The following is a 17,039-nucleotide window of genomic DNA, read 5'->3' on the forward strand; positions in this document are numbered from 1 at the left end:
ACGCCTCAACCCGCGCCAATCCGCTCTTCGAACCAGTGCACCAACTGGTCCAGCCCGGCCACGACATGGTCGGGGGACTGGCCAAGCTCGTCAAAGGGATTGCCTGCGCGATTGATCCAGCACACCGGATAGCCGAAATGGCGCGCACCGGATGCATCCCAGGCATTTGAGGAAACAAACAGAATCGCTGACCGATCCTGCTGCAGCTGATCTTCGGCCAGCTTGTACACGCTGTGGTGCGGCTTGAAGATTTGCGCGCTGTCAGCGCTGATCAGATGCTGAAAGCGGTGCGCAAGGCCGGATGCCGTCACAACGCTGCGAATGGAATGCGCGGAGCCGTTAGATAAAATGGCGAGCGGCATATGCATCGCCTGTAGCCTGTCCAGCGCCTCCGGCACCTCAGGATACGGCTTGATCTTCAGATATGCATCGCAAAGCGCCATGCGCGCGGCATCGTCCAGAGGCAATGTCAAATATCTGGATGTGAAGAGCAAGGCATCGCGCGTTGCCTGCTCAAAATCGACGTACTGCCCCATCAAGCTGCGCAGCCAAGTGTATTCGAGTTGCTTTTGCCTCCAGAGAGTACTGATCTCAAGCCCTCGGCCGGGATGATATGTGTCGCACAGTCCCGCTACCGAATGCACATCGTAAAGCGTTCCGTAGAGGTCAAAAACAATACCGCGTATCTTTTCCATATGTCATTCCCTTGAAAAAATAATTCAGACTTGCAATTGAGAAACCATTGAAATCCGGTAATATCATGATATCGATTTGTCATGAATAGCTATATAACAGCACTCCGTACTCACATTTACCAACTAAAAGTCCGGTCAATGACCACAGAATATCCACCGCAAATCTGGAAGCCTAGCGGCAAGTGGCATCGTTGATTAAGAACCTGTATATTTTCCGCCAATCCGATTGACGCCCGACCCACAGAGCTGAAATGCGACTCCGCCAATTACCTGTCAGATTTACCCTTTTCCTGCTCGGCTTGACGCTTGCGGCGTGCTGCCGGACTGACCAGACGACATCTTGCAACAATACGAGTTCCAGCACCACCGCAGGCAGTAGCGACGGCACCGGCAACAACGTTCGCTTTAACCAGCTTATCGGCATTGCCGTCGACGCTGCCGGCAATCTGTTTGTGAGTGATACCGGCAACAATACCATCCGCAAAGTCACTTCTGCCGGCGTTGCGACCACGGTGGCGGGTAGCGCAGGCAATGTCGGCAGCACCGACGGCAATGCACAGAACGCGCGCTTCAATCAACCCGGCGGCATCGCAGTGGACGTCTCGGGAAACCTGTACGTAGCCGACACTCAAAACAATACCATCCGAAAAATCACCTCTGCCGGGGTCGTGTCAACCCTGGCGGGAAGCGCTGGACAAACCGGGCAAGTTGACGGCGTTGCAGGGAATGCCCGTTTCAATCAGCCTTGGGGAGTGGTGCTTGATACGGCCGGCAATCTCTACGTCGCAGATACCGGCAACGACACAGTGCGCAAAATCACCCCGACCGGTATCGTAACTACGCTGGCAGGTAGCGCCGGCAATGTCGGCAGCAGCGATGGCAATGGCAGCAACGCACAATTCAATCTGCCTCTTGGCATTGCGATCGACAGCGCAACCAATCTGTATATCGCCGATACGAGCAACAACACGATACGCAAACTGACCCCGGCTGGCGACGTCAGTACTTTGGCAGGTAGCTCCGGCAATAGCGGCAGCAATGACGGTAGCGGAACACGGGCCAGCTTCAACCAGCCGAATGGCATCGTGGTAGATAGCTCAGGCAATATCCGGATAGCGGACACCGGCAATCAGTTAATACGCAGTGTGTCTGCATCTGGCATCGTCAGCACCATCGCCGGCGCGGCGGGCAATGCCGGCAGCGCGGATGGCAACGGCAACAACGCAAAATTCAACCAGCCCAAGGGCATCGCAGCCGATGCCGCGAACAATTTGTATGTTGCCGACACCGGCAACAATTTACTACGTAAGGTGACGCCTGGTGGGCAGGTCACTACTCTGCTGTCCGGCGGCAGCGGTTCTTCGTGCCTGTGTCTTTTCAATTTTTAACTGTGCGTCCGCATTTCATGCACAGGATTGGCTCTTTTGATAGCTGATACAGGTCTTGAAATAACACCATGCCTGAAATGTGGATGAATACTCGATCGACAGAAGAATGCTTCAATGAATGACGATCTGCTACCCATTATCGCCATCGGCGTTATTGTCATTTTTGGCGCCATTGTTCTGGTCAAAAAAGGCTATGTAAAACAAGCAGAGAAAACCCATCTTCCTGTAGTGCTAATGAGTTTTTGCATCATCATTGTATGCAGCCTTATTGCATTTTCCGGAAACTAAAAAAAACGCCGCGGCAAGGTTAATACTATGACTGGGATAGTTATCATGAATTTGACAGGCTTTCGAAATCTCCTTAGCATCTCGAACATGAAATCCACGGACATCCTCTTTTTTACCTCAACCCTCCCGGCGCGTTGCTTGCAACGTTCCGGGCCGCTGAAGTGCGCCCGTTGATCCGCTCTTAACCGAGCACCATCGCAAAGGCCCACTTCGGGCCTTTTTGCTTTTTCAGGCATCCCATTTTCGCAACACCACACAAGAAGTACTGCTCAGGAGCATATATATCATGAAGCAAGTCGACGTAGAACGCGCGCGGGGCCACGAACAATAGGTGGTCGCATGGCTCCCGCGGCGCTGTCCCCCAGGACAATCCACGACCGCCTGCCATGCTTGAAAGTACCATCATGACTGCTACAACCACCCTCCGCGCCAACTCGCGCAACTTCGGCATCATCGCGCACATCGACGCCGGCAAGACCACTCTCTCCGAACGCATCCTGCTTAAAACGGGTGAAATTCATCGCGCCGGCGAAGTCCACGACGGAGCCGCCACTATGGATCACATGGACCTGGAAAAGGAACGCGGCATCACCATCGGCGCGGCGGCCACGCGCGCTGTCTGGAACGGCCACACCTTCACATTGATCGATACGCCGGGCCACATCGATTTCGCCATCGAGGTGGAACGCTCGCTACGCGTGCTTGACGGCGCAATCGCCGTGCTGAGCGGCGTCGAAGGCATCCAGCCGCAGACCGAAACGGTCTGGCGCCAGGCGCAAAAGCATGCGGTGCCAATGATCGTGTTCGTCAACAAGATGGACCGCGTCGGCGCCGACTTCGAGCGTGTGGTCGGCCAGATGCGAGACCGCCTGGACGCCCTGCCCGTGCCGCTGACAATTCCGGTCGGCGCCGCTGACACCTTCGCCGGTGCTATAGACGTGCTCGGCCAGAGACTGTTGTCATGGGACGCCAGCGGCCTGATGACATCGTCTGCGTTGCCGCAGAACCTGGCCGCGATCGCGCTGGATGCCTACGCGCATGCAGCGGCCGTTGCTGCCGACGCCAGCGATGCGTTGACCAGCGCCTACCTCGACAACGACACCTTGTCCGCTATCGAGATTGCGACCGGACTGCGAGCCATGACCATCGCACGCCGTGCGGTGCCGGTGTTCGCCGGTTCGGCCTACAAGAACGCTGGCATCGAGCCGCTGCTGGACGCCATCGTTGACTGGCTGCCATCGCCCGAAGAGCGCGCCGCGCCAACCGGCTTGCTGGCTGGTGCTAGCGTCAGCGTGGGAACCTCGCCGTCGGACCCGCTCGCCGCCCTGGTATTCAAAGTAATCCATGACGACCATGGATCGCTGTCGTTCGTGCGGCTCTATGGCGGCACGCTACGCGAAGGCGATACCGTATGGAATGCGACGCTCGGCGCCCCGGTGCGGATCGGCCGTTTATATGTCGTGCATGCAGACCGAAGAGTCGGCGTCGAAGAGGCGTCCGCCGGCAGCATCATTGCGATTGCAGGATTGAAGGATGCGCTGACCGGCCAAACGCTATCGACGAAGGCAGTCCCGCTCACGCTGGAAACAATCCAGGCTGGCGAGCCGGTGGTTGCACTCGCCGTCGAACCAGCCAACGGCGGCGATCGCTCCAAGATGATCGTCGCACTGGACCGCTTCCGCCGCGAAGATCCCTCGCTGCGGCTGGAAAGCAATCCGGAAACCGGTGAAACGGTGCTATGGGGCCAAGGCGAACTGCATCTCGATGTGGTGCTGGAACGGGTACGCCGGGAAGCCGGCGTCGACGTGAAAGCCGGCGCGCCGCATGTAGCATATAAGGAGACCATCGATGGCCCCGCAGTACAAGTCGAAGGCAAAGTCTCGAAACAGAACGGCGGCAAAGGCCAGTATGCACGCGTCGTCCTGCGCGTTGAACCGTTTGACGGCGCATTTGCGTTTGAAAACGCGGTAAAAGGCGGCGCCATTCCGTCTGCCTTCTTCCCGGCAGTGGAAAAAGGCGTGCGGCAGGCATTGGCGCAAGGTCCGTTGGGCCAGCCCGTCACCGGCGTCAAGGTCACCTTGCTCGATGGCGACCACCACGCTGTCGACAGCAGCGACATGACCTTTACGGTCGCGGCCAAAGACGGCGTATTGGCAGGCCTGAAACGAGCGCACCCGGTGCTACTGGAACCGGTGATGACGGTCACAGTCGATGCGCCAACTGCCAATGCCGGCGACGTCATCGGCGACTTGCAACGGCGCAGCGGCCGCGTGCTTGGCATAGAAGACCATGCCGGCCGTGTCGAGATCGTGGGTGAAGTGCCGCTCGCGAGACTGTTCGGCCATACGACCGATCTGCGCTCGTTGTCGCAAGGAAGAGCGTTTGCGAGCGCAGTGTATGCGCGTCATGCGGCAAGCGCTAGTTCGCATACGGAAGCTATTGCGGCTTAAGCAAGGGTGGCGGCGAATCCGGGTTTATTGGATTTGCCGCCATTTTTTTGTGGGTGTCAGGGATTTGGGGATATCTCGTTTTTCAGCTTTCTGGTCTCACGAGCGACAAACAATTCCACGCCATTAATCGCCAGCGCAGTCGGTACGTAAAGTGAGATGGCGCGAGCAAGGAGTCGAAGTTCTGGAAGTCAATCGCCCAGATCGTGCTAAACGCAGATTGCAGGGCAAATCTGATTCAACTGATGCGCAGAACGCAGCGCGTTCAAAACACTCCTGATGCATTGTTCTACGGGGCATTTGCTTTTGCCGTGCAGGCATCTGGGATGTTTAGATCACCTCTTGCGAAGACCTCGATCTATAGATCGTGTGCTGAACGCTGCCGCACCAGCTAGGGTGCCTCGGTATTGACCATCGCGAGGTAATCTGTCCACCCGAATAGATCATGCCGACAGGCAGGACGTCATCGGCGTTTTTGTTCCTTACGGTTTCGTATATGCGCTTGTCCGCAAAGAATTCCGGTAGCCGACCAAAGCGGTTATCCAGCGCGTTGACATATCCTTCTTGTGGACAGTAGAGTTCGAACCACAGTTTTATTTTTTCAGCCATTGTTTGTGTCCTTTAAATTTGACACCCTAAAAAGGCGAGCCCATTTCTGGAACCATAATTTGGTAAGGTTTGGAGCAATAAATTGTCACGATGCGCCACACATATCTCCTTCCCGGGCTCCGAAGCGGGGCATGGGCTTGCCGAAAGATTGACCCGTACAATGATGCACTTAAAGCTCGCAGCACTGAACGGGCGCACGAATACACAGGCTTGAATCGATTACTTGACTGTTGCTATTTTGGTGCGCGCACCACCCTTATAGGTATATAAAGTCAACGAACCGTCCTTGATGTCGCCCTTGGCATCGAATGAAATCATGCCGGTCACGCCTTTGTGAGCGATCTTGGCCAGGAATGGCAGATATTTCTTCGGATCGGAGGAGTCGGCTTTTTGCATTGCATCGGCCATGGCCATCAACGCATCGTAAACATAGGGGGCGTAAATTACCACGTCCTGGCCGAACCGCTTCTTGTAAGCGGCCTTGAAATCCTCCATCGGTTTTTTGTCGGCGTCGGAGACCCCGCCGGCTTCCGCGCAGACTACCTTATCGTCTTCCAGTCCGTCGCCGGCCAATTTCGGCAAGTCGGCGCTGCACAAGCCATCGCCGCCCATGAATCTGACTTTGATGCCGAGTTGCTTCATCTGTCGCAGCATCGGGCCGCCAACCGCGTCCATGCCGCCGAAAAACACCATGTCCGGATTCTTCGCCTTGATTGCGGTCAGGATGGCGGTGAAATCGGTCGCCTTATCGTTGGTGAACTGGGTTGTAACGATATGTACTCCGGCGCCTTTTGCCGATTTGGTGAATTCTTCCGCAATGCCTTGGCCGTAAGCCGTACGATCATCGATGACGGCAACGTTCTTGGCTTTTAGAGATTGCGCCGCATAGCGTCCCAGGGCGCCGCCCAGCTGGCCGTCGTTGGCGACCACGCGGAAGGTGGTGTTAAAGCCCTGAAGGGTATATTTCGGATTGGTTGCCGACGGCGAGATTTGCGGAATACCGGCATCGTAGTAGATCTTCGATGCAGGAATCGTAGTCCCTGAAGTCATATGGCCGATAACGCCGTTGACGTGGGCATCAACCAGCTTCTGGGCAACTGTGGTTGCTTGCTTGGGATCGGCGCCATCGTCCTCCGTGTCCAGCTCGAATTTCACTTTCTTGCCGCCCAGCGTCATACCTTTGGCATTTAACTCTTCGATGGCCATGCGGGCGCCATTTTCGTTGTCTTTGCCCAAATGGGCGATAGCACCGGTAAGCGGGCCGACATGGCCAATTCGAACGACCTGTTCCTGCGCCGATGCCATACCTGCTATTGCAAAGGCAATTGCTCCAGTGAGTGGAACGATTTTTTTCGTGAGTTGCATGAACGTCTCCAAATAGTTATAAAAACACTAGACCGCTGCAACTTGTAGATTGCAGCGGGATCATCCAATTTAGAAAGAATGGGTAATGCCCATGTTGAACAACGTTGAGTAGTCAAAAGCGGCGCCGTCGTGATTGGCATAGCCGTCGATACCGAAAGCTGCATTGCCTTTGTTAATGATCTTGGCAACGGAAGTGTACAGCGTGGTCCGTTTCGACAAGGAGTACAGAAGACCAAGGCCGTATTGATCGGCGCTGTTTGCATTGGAATTACGGCCGGAAGAGCGATTCCAGCTCGCCAGTGCCTGGGTACTGCTGCCGATCGGGGCGCTAACGCCCAGCAGATAATAATTGGCTTTATCGGTAACGCCAGCAGAGTGCGCCGTTTTGGTGGCGACCAGCGCGTGCAATTTGGCTGGGCCGAAGTCATAAGTGGCGCCAATGGCATCGCTTTTTTGATTGAAATCTACAGTGGCGGGACTGACCACTCCGGCGCCATGATCGTCGATATGCACATAGCCGACGTACAGCGGACCTTGCTTGTAATTGAGGCCGATCACGCCGACACTCCCCTGGCTTGATCCGGCTACTTCACCCAGGCTATACAATACGCTGCCGCTAAATCTGCCCAGATTCGGCGTGTCGTAACGGACGCTATTGTTCGCCCGGATTGCGCCAAGACCGATCCAGCCTTGCTCCGGCACACCCTTCAGTCCGCCTACCGGGAACAGGGCTTTGTTGCCGATTTGAATATTCCCGGACGAACCTGCCAAACCGACGCCCATTGGATCGATATTGTTGAGCAGCTCGAATGCCGGCGTATCCTGGCGTCCGAGATGGACTGAGCCGAAGCCGCCATTCAAGCCGACGTTTGCTGCGCGGCCGAACAGCTCATTGCTGCCTTGCTCGGAGGCGCCGGTGTCCATCTGGATACCCATTTCCAGTTTAAAATCTGCGCTCAGTCCGCCACCCAGATCTTCTTTTCCCTTGAAGCCTAGCCGGCTGCCGGCCAGGTTGTTGCCGGCGTTCGAGTCAAGGCGCGTCACCGTAGCGTTTGATTGGAGGCCGCCGTTACTGCCTGAAAAACGATCGAACGACATATCTGCGATACCGTAGATGGTCACAGCTGTTTGTGCTGATGCGCTGCCAGCGATGAGCATGCCTATGGCAAGTTGTGCTGGGAATGTCTTCATACTTGTCTCCTCCTGTTTACTTCTAGTGAAATTTCTCCGCATGGTTTTTTTGTTGCGGAGAAACGAAAACGATTCAGGGCTTCTGTGTATCCCGTACTTATTTCTGTGTTTATTTCTATGCTTATTTCTGTACTTGTTCCTGCACTTATGCCTGTGCCGGTTGCGGCGGAATCCTGACGTAGGCGATGACCTCGATCCTCATCTCCGGATGCACAAAACCTTGCACCGCGACGCTGCTGCGGTTTGGATAGGGCTTGGAGAAATACTTCCGATAGACGGCATCGATGGCCGGCATGTCCTGGGCGGCACGCATGTAGATGAGAACCTGCACGACGTCCTCCAGGGCGGCGCCGGAGGCGGCAATCGTCATCGCCAGATTGTCGAAAGTAAGCACCGCCTGTGCGGTAATGTCGGCGCCGGCTATCCTGCCGTCGGCGTCAACCGGGCCGTGCGTCGTATACATGATGCCATTGGCATGGGTCGCCCATGAGAACGGTTGCGACGGTGCCGGCAGTCCTGTTTCAATGATTTGAGGCATGCATGGTCTCCTGTTTTTTATTGAGTGACGGCTCTGCGTAAGCGATCAGGGATTGATGCGGGCGCGCAAGATATCGGCCATCGATGCGGCGACGTGTTCGATGTTGGCCTCATTGAGGCCGGCCACGCACATGCGGCCGGAGCGCAACAGATAGACGCCCTGCTCTTCCCGCAGGCGATCGACTTCCGCAGCGGACAAGCCGGTGTAGCTGAACATGCCGCGTTGTTCGGTGAGATAGCCAGCCGCTGCTTCCGACAACTTGTGTTGCAGGAGCTGCTGTAGCGAGGTTCGCATATGGCGGATGCGAATCCGCATCTGCGCCACTTCAGCATCCCACTGAGCGGCCAGCTCCGGCGTTCCCAATACCGTGGAAATCAGTCTTGCGCCATACAGCGGCGGGCTGGAATAGATGCGGCGCACTGCAGCTTTCAACTGCCCCAGGATCGTGGTCGCTTCAGCCTCGCTCGCGGCGACGAACGACAAGCCGCCGCTGCGTTCGCCATACAGCGAAAAATTCTTCGAAAAGGAATTGCTGACCACGAAAGGCATGCCGGCATTGGCCATCGTCCGGATCGCCCAGGCGTCTTCGTCGAGGCCGTCGCCGAATCCCTGATACGCCATATCCATGAAGGGAATCAACCGCCGCTGCTGCAACACAGGAATCAGCTCAAGCCATTGCTCACGCGACATGTCGATGCCTGTCGGATTGTGGCAACAAGGTTGCAGCAGAACGATGCTATGCGCCGGCAAGGTTGAGATGCAGCCGAGCATCTGCTCGAACTTCAGGCTGTTGGTCAGTTCGTCGTAATAGGGGTAGGCATGGATTTCCAGGCCGGCGCCGGCGAAGATGACCTGATGGTTGTCCCAGGTCGGATCGCTGACCCATACCGCGCTGCCGGGAAAATAGGTTTTCAGGAAATCGGCGCCGATACGCAGCGCGCCGGAACCGCCGACGGATTGGATGGTGGCGACACGCTTGTCGCGCAAGACTGGGCTGTCCTTACCGAACACGGTTTCTTGCAGCATCTGTCGATACAACGCCATCCCTTCCATCGGCAAGTAGGTATGCGGCTTGTCCTCATTGGCGAGCAACGCCTTCGCCCGGCGTACGCACTCGAGGACCGGGATATTGTTCTCGTTGTCGTAATAAAGGCCGATGCTGAGGTTGATTTTGCGTGGGTGATGATCTTTTTGAAATGCCTCGAACAGCGACATGATCGGGTCGCCTGGATAAGGAGGGATGTGCTTGAACATTGGTTTTCGGTCTCCGCGGATGAAAAAACGGACGCGCGCTTTCGCAATCGACGGCAGACCTTCGATGAGCGTCCGGCTGACGCGGCGAAGGGACATGACCGGTTTTTTTGATGAGCAGGCATCTCTTTATGTGAAAAATATGGTATCAAAGAGGATGCTCAATATTTCTCCTTTCTGCAGCGCACATTGAATGAAATACGCAAAACCATTTCGTAAATTGTTAGTTTATTGGTGAAATTTTCAATATGGATATCGACCTGACAGATTTGCGCATCCTTCGCCATCTGGAAAAGAATGCTAAAACCACCAATCAAGAACTGGCCGATGCGGTGAACTTGTCTGCCTCGGCTTGCTTCAGGCGGGTGAAATTAATGGAAGATGCTGGCGTGATCGCCGGATACCGATGCGCAATTTCGGCCAAGGAATGCGGCCTGGAATTTGAAGCGATAGTGCATGTATCGATGCGGCACGACGTCGATCGCTGGCATGAAAATTTCGTTCAGGCTCTGGGCCGCTGGCCCGAAGTAGTTGAGGCGAGGATCGTAACGGGATCAACAAACTACGTGCTGACAGTCCGCACCAGGAACCTGGATCATTATTCCGATTTCGTCCAAAACCAGCTCCATAAAGCGCCCGGCGTCATGTCGACAAATTCGAATATCGTCCTGGCGACGTTGAAAAGAGATGGATCGCTGCTCGACCTGATCAAGCTATCGTCCTGAACATATACGAAGAAAAAGAAAAATATCTTTTATTCTACTTCCGGCATATACAGCGCATACAACTTGTCCTTGTCTTTCGGCTGCGAGCCAGAATTCTCTTGATCAATGCCAGCAAGGCGCTGAGTGGTGCTTGTTGCGTCGTGAACACTTTACCCAACAGCCAGTCATTATCGCGATAGACGTGACTGACACGCGCACACAGGGTGCGCAACGCCGACTTCATGTTTGTTCTGGAAGCAGTAGAAAAAAGGATTGTGGATAACATTCTTCAACAATAATTTATATATTTAAATTACCGCATACAACGACTCCAGCGATGAAATCAATCGCATCAGAGTAATGGTAATAGACAAAGTTGCGAAAAAAATGCGACAACTCCCCTACGCTTCAATAAAAAAAGCCCGCTAACCTTTCGGCGCGGGCTGAATCCAAATCCAAAATTAATTACTTTTGCTCGCTAAATTCAATACGACGATTTTTGAAACGGCCACTAGCGATATCGTTGTCACCAACAGGTTTTGAATCACCATATGCCTTAGTGGTCAAAACGCTGGCAGCAATACCTTTTGACACAAAGAAATCGCGCACAGAATCAGCACGCTTTTTCGACAATTCCATATTGGTCGCAGGTGCCCCGACATTATCGGTATGGCCATCGATTTCTAACTTGGCATCTTTAGCGCAACTCTGAATAGCAGTTACGGCCTTACCGAATTCCAGAGCATCTTCCTTTGGAATTTCAAAAGAGCCAGAAGAAAAATTGAACGCATAAGTATTCATGGCCCCCACCACATCGGATGTGGTGCAAGAACCCGGTTTAAGCGCTGCCAGAGCATCTTCGAATTTTTTCTTGCTGTTGGCTATGGCTTCGGAAAGATCGAACTGTGAAACCACATATCCTGCACCGAAAAGTGCTTTTGTCTTATCAAGCAAAGCCAGCTTAGGATCTGTTGCAGCGCCGCCGATCTCAATATTATTGCCCTTGATAGTCAACTCTGCATTTGGCAACTTGAGGCTCGTCAACAAATCAGGCAATTTCTCCAGCCAGCCGGCAGGCTTGGTCGTCGAATCGACTTTGATGTCGGCGGTAACTGCATCGCCATAGACCTTTTTCAAATCGCTCAAAATTGCGGCCTTTTCTTCCTCGCTACCCACCGTCGCAGTAACGACGGCTTTGCCGTCTTTGTCTGTTGTTAACGACAGTGACGGCTCGTTCACGAGTACGGCAGGGGCAGATGCAACAGCAGGCGCTGCAACTTGCGCTGTTGCTGGGGTCGCCTCTTTATTACAACCGCGCAGGAAGAACAATAATGCAGCCAAGGCCAACAATGGAATGAGCCACCACCATTTGGCAAGACCTGATTTCTTTTCATCCGGCGCTACAACACTCGCGTTATGGCGCATAGCTTGCGGCATCTCTACGTGAAATGCCGACAATGCATTTTTGAGTTTGCCGCCAATACCTTCGAAGAACGTTGTCACGGCACCGAAGCCCAACGCCGCCCATACGCCCTCTGGCAATTTCCCATGAATGAACTGCACTTGGTGCGCCAGCGTAGAAATGAGCGCATGCTGCTGGCCATTGCTGGCTTGGAGGTGATTTTTGATCAAGCCAAACAAAGTGGCCGTAGCCAAGCCGGTCATTGATTCTACTGTGCTGACAGGAGCGTTTGTGTGCTGAGCGACAGCAGCTGCCACATCTTCAGCTTTACCGCCGAGCAAGCCGACAGATTGCTCGCCACCGACTTTGACCAAATTATTCAGTGCTACCGGATTACTGAACACGTTGGTCAAATTGCTGCCAATATTGGCATCAACTTTTGATGACATGATCGAAGAATACAATGCGCGAGCCCCTTCCGGCGTCTCGGCCTTCTTCACCAAAGAGCCAATCAATGTTGGCACGACAGTGTCAAAAACAGTTTTGGCTTTGTTTGCATCAATGCCGAAATGGGCGCCTATTAGCTGAATTGTTTGTCCACCCAGTATGGTTTGCGCAAGCTGCAAGAGATTCACACTCATATTAGTATCCCCAGAAAATATGGTTACGTTGAAAAATATTAACGATGAACTCTAACTGTTTTTGACTAAACCATTGGTGAACTTATGTTAATTAAATCGAATTCTAACAAGGAAATTTAATGAACAATTACTTACATTAAATGACGTAAAAATTTGACTTGTGAGTGGGCGGGGGGGGGGATTCTATTTTTGTCTTTTTGGGGACAATAGATAATGAATGAAGCCTCTTACACAAATTTCTTCATGTTGGTGGCAATAATTTCATCAACCACAATGAGTGAAACGGCATATGCAACGGTGCGCTGATAATCCGATTACCAGCAGCAATATCATTACCGAATTCGCCTCATGGAACTCAATGTCAAAAAATGTCTATTTTCAGTTGTTTTCAAATAAACCTACATGAAAAAATAAACGTCTTTTTCCGTACGCTCCAACGTCTGATGTCTCAATGCGATTTCCCTTAATTTCCAGCACATCGCGATACACCTTTTCTATTTCATTGAGGAAGACCACGATGCAAGGGTGCTGGCGAACGGCCAGCCGATATCCAAGATGCGTTTCGGCGCAAGCACGCCAAGTAATAATGCATGGGTATGGAATGGGGGATTGCTACATATTCGCGACACGGGAAAATACACTCAAACGTACCTCTGGGTAATCAGGATGTTTGTGCAGCCCGAGATTTTCCGGCATATTCAATATTATTGGCAATGATCCACAGCCACAGGCCACCGCCTTCTTTACCCTCGTCATTGCTTCTTCAAGCATCCCCATCGACAGTAGTGCTGCCGTATATATGGCGTGAATGCTGGCGCCTTCTTTAGATTCTTTTTCAACAATCTCAAGAGCCCCGGCATGATCTCCGCACCGTGCAAGAATATAGGAGACAGCTCCGGACGCAAGCGCCCACGTTGCACGGGTTCGTGCAAAATGCCGTGCCGCATGTGCAATTTCAGGTTGCGGATCCTTCGTCGCCAATGTGCATAGCAAATATAAATAAGTTTGCACACTGTCTTTATGAGAAAGGTATGCGGCTCGAGCTAATGTGACAGCCTCGTTCACATCTCCGCTGGCTAAAGCACCTGCACGAGCGAGCATAACGGCCAAATGCGGCGAGAAAGGGTTTAACTCAACTGCGGTGCGAAATACGGCTACGGCATCCGAATAAGCACCCTCAATGAGCAGGTGCAATCCATAATTCAGGTTTGCAGTGGCGTCGTCGGGAAACATGGCCAACGCCCTTTTATGCCGAAGACGGGCTTCGTGAAAATCCCATTTACAATCTAACAAATGTCCTATTTGCGATTGCAAGCCAGATGTTTGAGGCGCTATACCCTCAACCCATTCAAGCATCGTCAAGCCTTTATCTATTACAGATCGATTTACGTCAGCACCGTAGTTTATTTTACTCACTGCACACTGCGCCAAAAGTAATTTAGCAGCCACGCAATCGGGTGCGCTTGCAATTGTGTTTCGTAAAACCAGTTCAGCTCGATCAATCGCTTCCAGGGAGCGTTGCTCAAGCAATTGCCGCGCGTGCATACACGCTTGAATCAGTGCAGGATCATTTTTTTCAGGATCCAATGGGCGAGCATGGATAGTTGACGACGAAACAATTGAGGCGCTTGCCGCCACCTCTTCAGGCAAAATTGTTAATCGATATCCCCCCCTATAAAATGCATTTATCCGAATCAATTTAAAAGGTGACAGCGAACAGCGAAGTCTGGTTATGCAACGGACAAGGGCGTCGTCGGACATGCGTCCTGCCCATATACTCTTAGAAAACTCCGCTTTGGAAACCACTTTCGGCCATGCCTCAAGCAACAAGCGGAATACGCCGCGTTCTTTTGGTGACAGGAAGAGAAAAGCATCTTTAAAGAAAATAAAGCCATCCTGATCAACTATAAATCCGGCGACGTGTGGACTAATATCTGAGGTCGCATGTAATTTGATATTCATTTTCATTACTTCAACAACTTATTTTAATTTTGTATTTATCGAAAATAGCACCCTACTCGCCTGATCGTTTTCACAGCGGCTTTCGGGTCAATGTTTTCGACCTCATTAAAAGGTTCTCCAACTAGAACCGCAGGTATTTGCTTACTTATCCGTTTGACGGCATGAATGGCTTCAGCCATTCCGCGATCTGTGGTCGGTACATTGCATGCAAACCGTCGCTAAAGCTGAGAACCCGCAACTCGAAGCGCGCCGCCAGCGCGGTCAACGCCTCCAGCGTATAGAAGGAAATATGGCCGTTGCGAGGCGCGCAATACCACCAGTTGTGCAAGTCTCCATCAACCGCTTGTGGTGTACAGAGCAAAGTGCTGAACAGCACCGCGCCATCAGGGCTGAGGAATCTGTTGATGTCCTTGACGAGGGCTATCGGGTCCTGCACGTGTTCGAATACTTCGAAGCAAGTCACCATGTTGAACTGTCGATCAGGACGCCGGGTGGAGGAGAACGGATCGAAGCTGGCAACGGAGTCAAAGCCGTTTTGTTCGAGAATTTCAGTCATCAAGCCCATGCCTGAACCATAGTCGAGCAAGCTGGTCCGCTCCCTAACGCTCCCCATGTTGTGCATGATTAGATCAGCATTGGAGCGTGGCCTGGCGCCAAGGTAATCCGGATCATGGCGGACGTAGTCGTCGTTGTAAATGTGCGTAGCAAAATCTTCGGCGCTCCAGTTGTCGAGCGCCCGGGTGAAGGTGAAGCCGCAAGCACCGCAGCGGTAAAAGTACACCGGCCAGCCCGCATAGGGATCAACCTTCTTACCCGCATGTACATCCGCGCCGCATCTGGAAAAATCAACCACGCCAACCAGCGTTGAAGTCTGAGCGCAACATTTGCACGGAGTGATTTCTGGAACTTTATTGCATGCGTAAGGATTATGATTCATAGGGGAGTGAAATGTGAAAAGGCGGTCATGGGGAACGCCATCCCTGGATGGTCATCCTGGCAAACTCTTGTACTTTGATGAGGGTTGCTGAGTTGAGCCGCTCAGAAAATCACCCCATCACTGAAAAAAAACATTCCGCTCGCGACAATCTTAACTAGCCTCTTAATAGCCATCCCCGACGATTGGAAGTATTTGTCCACGCTAGAATAAGGTGCCACTCCAAAATTTCTATCATTACCGACCTGACTTGTCGTCTTTTACAAGCAATACCGCGCTCATTTCAGCAATCGTTTGCGACCAATCTCCCAGCGTAGTTTGGCGGTACAGGCGCATAGAGGAATACCAAGGTATGAAGCGCGGCCAGTCGCACCATCGATAATCACACGCCTGCGATAACAACAGCCACACAGGACGATTACGCGCACCAGCCAGATGCGCAGGTGCTGAATCAATCGAAATGAACAAGTCGAGATGTTCCAACTTTTCAGCAGGCCATGAAGTGCTCGCAGCGCCTGGCAATAAATAACCGTAGCCCCCTCTTTCCACAGATTTTCCATGTATCGAGAAAATTGCAGCAGATCGCCGATACCCCCTTCGCCGGCGACCAAAATACTTTTTCCTGCCACCGATTGATCGCAGAGAACCTTGTCCTTGCATGGCAAGAACCAGCTATTGTCCCCGTTGAATGAGATCAACCGCGTCCAAACTTCACACCATTCAGGCTCATGAAGTGACTTTTGCAGCAAATGAGCTTCATGATATTTTCCCAGACGGTATTTCACAAACGCCAATTCCAATTTGATCTGGTAGTAGGTTTTCGGGTTGGACTCCAACAACGGCAGCACATCTCGCAGCACAACTTCGGCCTGCTCGAACATGCCGAGACAGCTTATATCGTAGCCAAGCTGGGCGCGACAAGGACTCGTTTGTAAAAACGGGCAGTCAACCTAAACTCCCCAATTGGCCCTGTATCTCAGCACTAACCTACTAATGACAACCAGTGCAAAGTCGAAACGTCAGTCTCAGAACTGACTTCTTCATTGATAGGAGCCTGGGCGAAACTTGAGTTATAAACTTCCCGATTGGTTTTCCTTAATGCCTTCCGCACCTTACTTACTTTTCTGTACTCCCCTAAATCAGCGATTTTTTTGATTGCGCCATATAACTCGTCGTCATCAGCTATATCTTCAACGAGTTGCTGCCAGATGCCACTTTCATTCCAACGCTTAAAGCGCATATAAACGGTATTCCACTTCCCGAATTTCGAGGGCAACTTGCTCCACAATCCCCCCTTTTCTCCCAACACATACCAAAGTACTGCATCGATAAATAGACGGTTGTCGCGTCCCTTAGCTCCCGAATCGCCGTATTTACCGAGCATTAACGGCTCCAGTCTTCTCCATTGATCGTCTCGAAGAATCATGATGAACTCCAATACTAATTTACATATCTAAAAAATCGCCGCATTAAAGTCATGAATGCTTCTTTGCGGCGACACTTCCAATGCCATTCAATTTTTCAAATAATTGTGCTTTAATAAATTCAAAGAACAACTTTCGATCATGATCAGCCCCACACCTGCATTATTACGATGGGGCATCCATGACAAGCTTCAAAGCGT

Annotated in this window: 14 protein-coding genes; 4 read left to right on the forward strand and 10 right to left on the reverse strand. The window is 52.5% G+C overall.

Annotated features, from left to right (window positions below; genetic code table 11):
* Positions 1-5: 5 nt before the first annotated feature.
* Complete coding sequence (locus LT85_RS13820; RefSeq protein WP_038489676.1) at positions 6-695, reverse strand: haloacid dehalogenase type II; 690 nt, start codon at positions 693-695, stop codon at positions 6-8.
* Between the two features lie 251 nt (positions 696-946).
* Here LT85_RS13820 and LT85_RS13825 point away from each other — a divergent pair, with 251 nt between their 5' ends.
* The 3 genes from LT85_RS13825 (at position 947) to fusA (ending at position 4,821) form a co-directional block, all read left to right on the forward strand.
* Positions 947-2,083, forward strand: coding sequence for an NHL repeat-containing protein (locus LT85_RS13825; RefSeq protein WP_052135175.1), 1,137 nt, complete (start codon positions 947-949; stop codon positions 2,081-2,083).
* 114 nt (positions 2,084-2,197) lie between these two features.
* Positions 2,198-2,371, forward strand: coding sequence for a hypothetical protein (locus LT85_RS26615; protein WP_156117528.1), 174 nt, complete (start codon positions 2,198-2,200; stop codon positions 2,369-2,371).
* Positions 2,372-2,775: 404 nt separating this feature from the next.
* Positions 2,776-4,821 carry an elongation factor G gene (gene fusA, locus LT85_RS13835; protein WP_038489682.1) on the forward strand — a complete coding sequence of 682 codons (2,046 nt, stop codon included), beginning with the start codon at positions 2,776-2,778 and terminating at the stop codon, positions 4,819-4,821.
* Between the two features lie 825 nt (positions 4,822-5,646).
* On the opposite strand, the gene LT85_RS13845 is transcribed toward fusA, so the two are convergent.
* The 4 genes from LT85_RS13845 to LT85_RS13860 all read right to left on the reverse strand — a co-directional run bounded on the left by LT85_RS13845 (position 5,647) and on the right by LT85_RS13860 (position 9,775).
* Entirely contained in the window at positions 5,647-6,792 is a 1,146-nt protein-coding gene (locus tag LT85_RS13845; RefSeq protein ID WP_038489687.1) for a branched-chain amino acid ABC transporter substrate-binding protein, read from the reverse strand.
* Positions 6,793-6,861: 69 nt separating this feature from the next.
* Positions 6,862-7,983 (reverse strand): porin, encoded by a 1,122-nt coding sequence (locus tag LT85_RS13850; protein WP_038489690.1) that lies wholly within the window; start codon positions 7,981-7,983, stop codon positions 6,862-6,864.
* 145 nt (positions 7,984-8,128) lie between these two features.
* Positions 8,129-8,521: a RidA family protein gene (locus LT85_RS13855; RefSeq protein ID WP_038489693.1), complete on the reverse strand. Its 393-nt coding sequence runs from the start codon at positions 8,519-8,521 to the stop codon at positions 8,129-8,131.
* Positions 8,522-8,566: 45 nt separating this feature from the next.
* Positions 8,567-9,775 (reverse strand): amino acid aminotransferase, encoded by a 1,209-nt coding sequence (locus LT85_RS13860; protein WP_038496204.1) that lies wholly within the window; start codon positions 9,773-9,775, stop codon positions 8,567-8,569.
* A 245-nt stretch (positions 9,776-10,020) separates the two neighbouring features.
* On the opposite strand from LT85_RS13860, the gene LT85_RS13865 reads away from it, so the two are divergent.
* Positions 10,021-10,497 (forward strand): Lrp/AsnC family transcriptional regulator, encoded by a 477-nt coding sequence (locus LT85_RS13865; protein WP_038489696.1) that lies wholly within the window; start codon positions 10,021-10,023, stop codon positions 10,495-10,497.
* A gap of 444 nt (positions 10,498-10,941) precedes the next feature.
* Here LT85_RS13865 and LT85_RS13870 read toward each other — a convergent pair whose 3' ends face one another.
* The 5 genes from LT85_RS13870 to LT85_RS25445 all read right to left on the reverse strand — a co-directional run bounded on the left by LT85_RS13870 (position 10,942) and on the right by LT85_RS25445 (position 16,841).
* A complete protein-coding gene (locus LT85_RS13870; protein ID WP_038489699.1) occupies positions 10,942-12,519 on the reverse strand; it encodes an OmpA family protein in 1,578 nt (525 codons plus the stop codon).
* A gap of 612 nt (positions 12,520-13,131) precedes the next feature.
* Positions 13,132-14,481 carry a tetratricopeptide repeat protein gene (locus tag LT85_RS13875; protein ID WP_172656982.1) on the reverse strand — a complete coding sequence of 450 codons (1,350 nt, stop codon included), beginning with the start codon at positions 14,479-14,481 and terminating at the stop codon, positions 13,132-13,134.
* A gap of 145 nt (positions 14,482-14,626) precedes the next feature.
* Positions 14,627-15,334 (reverse strand): class I SAM-dependent methyltransferase, encoded by a 708-nt coding sequence (locus LT85_RS13880; RefSeq protein ID WP_253273547.1) that lies wholly within the window; start codon positions 15,332-15,334, stop codon positions 14,627-14,629.
* A 359-nt stretch (positions 15,335-15,693) separates the two neighbouring features.
* Entirely contained in the window at positions 15,694-16,296 is a 603-nt protein-coding gene (locus tag LT85_RS13885; protein ID WP_038489706.1) for a hypothetical protein, read from the reverse strand.
* A gap of 101 nt (positions 16,297-16,397) precedes the next feature.
* Positions 16,398-16,841, reverse strand: a complete 444-nt coding sequence (locus tag LT85_RS25445) for a transposase (protein WP_052135177.1) — start codon at positions 16,839-16,841, stop codon at positions 16,398-16,400.
* Positions 16,842-17,039 lie beyond the last annotated feature (198 nt).

This window comes from Collimonas arenae, assembly GCF_000786695.1.
Taxonomy (GTDB): Bacteria; Pseudomonadota; Gammaproteobacteria; order Burkholderiales; family Burkholderiaceae_D; genus Collimonas; species Collimonas arenae_A.